Below are 3,094 nucleotides of genomic sequence, written 5' to 3'. Positions count from 1 at the left end.
CAGTTCCACAGACGGTCTGCTCTAAGAGGAGAGAACAAAGATGACTGGTAACTTTCAGAGACAAACGGCTAAAATCTACAAGTTCCCCATCATGGCCCGTACTGTTCCCGGCACCCGCCGCGAGCCGGACGATAGCGCCTTCGATCTGTCCAACCGTTTTTCCGACGCCGCCTTCGGTGGCAGCTGGTATCACGAAGCGGCGATCAAGGACGCCGAGGGGAACCGCAAGCAGTAGCACCACGGTTCCGTCGGGCTTTCCGGCCTGCACGGTACCGAAGGGGCGCTGAAGCGCCGGCACATGGGATGAGGTCTGCCCCACATGCGATCTTCCGATCGAAGCTTGATGATAGTGCCGTTTGTAGAATAGGCCCCTTGTCGTGGACGAATCGGCACGAACAAGGGGCTGAAGCCGAAATGCTCCTGCTCGGATTTACCTTCGCCCGGTCCTTGGCCGGATCTGCCCCCGGGTGCGTCGAAGCCGCGAATCAGCCGAGATAATACCAGGGTTGCGGTTCCAAAAGCCCGACCGCATCGAGATCGAGCGTGTGGACCACTTGTCCGGTAGCGATCTCCACCGACATATGGATCGTGTGTCCATTCACCTCTTCAGCCGTGATATCGAGCGGAGAGGGTTCGTCGAGGTCATTTTCCGACGATTGCCGAAAGCGATCGTATCCCCTTCCGCGACGCTGAAACCGTGGACGGTGTCGTGCTTGAGTTCGAATCCCTTGATATCCTCCCAAGCAGGCATCATCCAAAGAGATCTGATTGCAGCGCAGCAATGGCTATCGACTTCCGACGGTCCAAACCGACAAAGCCCGTTGTGGGACGAACTGATGGAATTTGCGAAAAGGCGATCCAGCGACGGGATCAGACCGATTGCCTAACACAAATTTAAGCTGCTATATGACATTGTGGTTGCATGTCGAACAATCCGCGGCGGATCAATATGTATCTGAACGATCCACAGGAATCCGTGCCGCGCGATTCTCGTATAGTCGAAGAAGCAATCGAGGCGACCGGCTTCCAGCAACCGGTCTTCAGGAGCAGCCTTACCGAAAAGCTCTGGCAGTGGTGGGTAACGGTAAGCTGCGAGGGTATCCCCTGCTGGTCTGCTTTCGACATCACCAGCCATCCCGCGCTGGCGGCAAATATTTATCTGGTGCGCGCGATCGATGGTGCTTTCCATCTCCGCCTCTACGGCGAGCGGGCGATCCAGATAATCGGGCATAATGCGACCGGCGAGGTCATAACCGCCAACAGCCGTGGCGCAATCAGCGAGCACCTTCACGATTATTACAGCCGCGTCCTGCGGACCGGGCAATGCTGGCGCTGCACGGGACCTCTGTTCTACGCCGGGCGTGAGCACCGGCTTTTCGAGTCCGTCGATATTCCGCTGATCCGCTGCGGAGCGGAAGCCGACACCATCATCGGGGTGATCGACCTCATCGGCTGACGGTTTGGGCCGCTGCGGTTCTGTCGATGGATTTACCTACATCGCTAACATATGATTAACTAACGTGCTATACAAACTTACCGGAAGTTATATGCTGTCTTCGCCTTGAGCACTGTGATTCCGATCAGGTAAGCGACGCTGGATCGCTCCCGTTCGGGGGCAGACACTTGGATGGGTAAGCGAGCATCGCGGGGTCCGGCTTGAAAAGCGGGTGAATTGACCGAACGGCACCGTATGCCCGGTAACGGCTTGAGGATAATGCCGGGCAAGAGGCGCTTGGGCCTCCAGCCTTTGCCGGAGTCGGTTCCGCCTCGGGAATGGCAAGGTTCCAGGGCAGTATGGAGTGCTGGCATGACTGCTGGAGAAGCCCGGTTCGGCAAGGTCGATCTCACTTCCTGCGACCGGGAGCCTATCCATATTCCAGGATCGATCCAGGCGCATGGCGCTCTGCTGGTCGTCGGGGGCGACGATCTCGTCATCCGGCAATTTGCCGGCGATACATGCCTGCTGCTCGATGTGGAGCCAGCCCGGCTGCGGAGTCTGACGCTGTCCGACCTGTTCGACGATCAGGTGCTCGACCGGATCGCCGGACGCCCGTTCGCTCCGGTGCCGGGGCTTCCCGCCGTCCTCCTCGGCATGATACCGCGCAGCGGCGCGCTGCCGCTGGACGTCACCCTGCACACCCAGGGATCGTTCAGCATCATCGAACTGGAGCCGGCGCATCGTGGCGCCGTGCCGGTGGGCAATCCATTGTCGCAGGTCAGGGCGATGCTGGCGGCACTGCAATCGTCGGACGGGTTCGAGGCTTGCTGCACCGCCGCTGCCATCCAGATGCGCTCAGCCATCGGGTTCGACCGGGTGATGGTCTATCAGTTCCTGCATGACGGAAGCGGCAGGGTGGTGGCTGAAAGCAAAGCCGATCGCCTTGATGGTTTCCTGGACCTGCACTATCCCGCATCGGACATCCCCCGGCAGGCGCGGGAACTATACCGGCGCAACTGGCTGCGTCTCATCCCGGATGTCGACCGCCCGCCGGTACCGCTCGAGCCGTTGAACTCCGATGCTGCGGATGGTTCCGGCGACCGGCCGGACGGCCAGCCGCTCGACATGAGCTGCTGTGCCCTTCGGGCCGTCTCTCCCATTCATCTGGAATACCTTCGCAACATGGGGGTCAGCGCCTCCATGAGCGTCTCCATCGTGATGCGGGACAAGCTGTGGGGCCTGATCGCCTGCCATAACCATTCGCCGCGCTACGTTTCGGCCGACCTCCGCGCCTCGTGCGAGTTGTTCGGTCAGATCTTTTCGCTGCACCTGGAAGCCAGGATCGAGGCTGACGCGGCCCGGCAGCGGCACGGCGCCGGCCGGGTCATCGAGGCTCTCGCCGTCCGTCTGGCGGCGGCATCGGATCTTCCCAAGGCGCTGGTGACGGGCGAGGTCACCTTGCTGGACCTGATCCCCGCGGGCGGTGTGGCGGTGCTGATGGACGGCGAGACCGCGACGCTGGGCGAGACTCCCCCGGCCGACTTCATATCGGGTCTGGCGGCATGGCTGACGGAACAGGATCAGCCTCTTTTCGATACCCGCCATCTCGGTGCGGATTATCCCCCGGCGATCCCGTTCGCCTCGACCGCCAGCGGG

4 protein-coding genes are annotated in these 3,094 nt (G+C 61.1%); 3 read left to right on the top strand and 1 reads right to left on the bottom strand.

The genetic code is table 11. The annotated features are described in order from the left end of the window. The first annotated feature begins 40 nt into the window (after window positions 1-40). Window positions 41-235 carry a DUF2735 domain-containing protein gene (locus AC5JJ6_RS06345; RefSeq protein ID WP_496041231.1) on the top strand — a complete coding sequence of 65 codons (195 nt, stop codon included), beginning with the start codon at window positions 41-43 and terminating at the stop codon, window positions 233-235. Window positions 236-485: 250 nt separating this feature from the next. Here AC5JJ6_RS06345 and AC5JJ6_RS06340 read toward each other — a convergent pair whose 3' ends face one another. Continuing rightward, complete coding sequence (locus tag AC5JJ6_RS06340; RefSeq protein ID WP_496041230.1) at window positions 486-782, bottom strand: hypothetical protein; 297 nt, start codon at window positions 780-782, stop codon at window positions 486-488. A 140-nt stretch (window positions 783-922) separates the two neighbouring features. Here AC5JJ6_RS06340 and AC5JJ6_RS06335 point away from each other — a divergent pair, with 140 nt between their 5' ends. Both AC5JJ6_RS06335 and AC5JJ6_RS06330 read left to right on the top strand, forming a co-directional pair. Then, complete coding sequence (locus AC5JJ6_RS06335) at window positions 923-1,456, top strand: PAS domain-containing protein (RefSeq protein WP_496041229.1); 534 nt, start codon at window positions 923-925, stop codon at window positions 1,454-1,456. A 351-nt stretch (window positions 1,457-1,807) separates the two neighbouring features. Then, window positions 1,808-3,094 (top strand): GAF domain-containing protein (locus tag AC5JJ6_RS06330; RefSeq protein WP_496041228.1); only part of this gene is annotated, 1,287 nt, incomplete at its 3' end.

This window comes from Skermanella sp. (assembly GCF_059503625.1).
The sequence above is the reverse complement of the archived record's forward strand: the minus strand, read 5'-3'. Positions and strand labels throughout refer to the sequence as shown.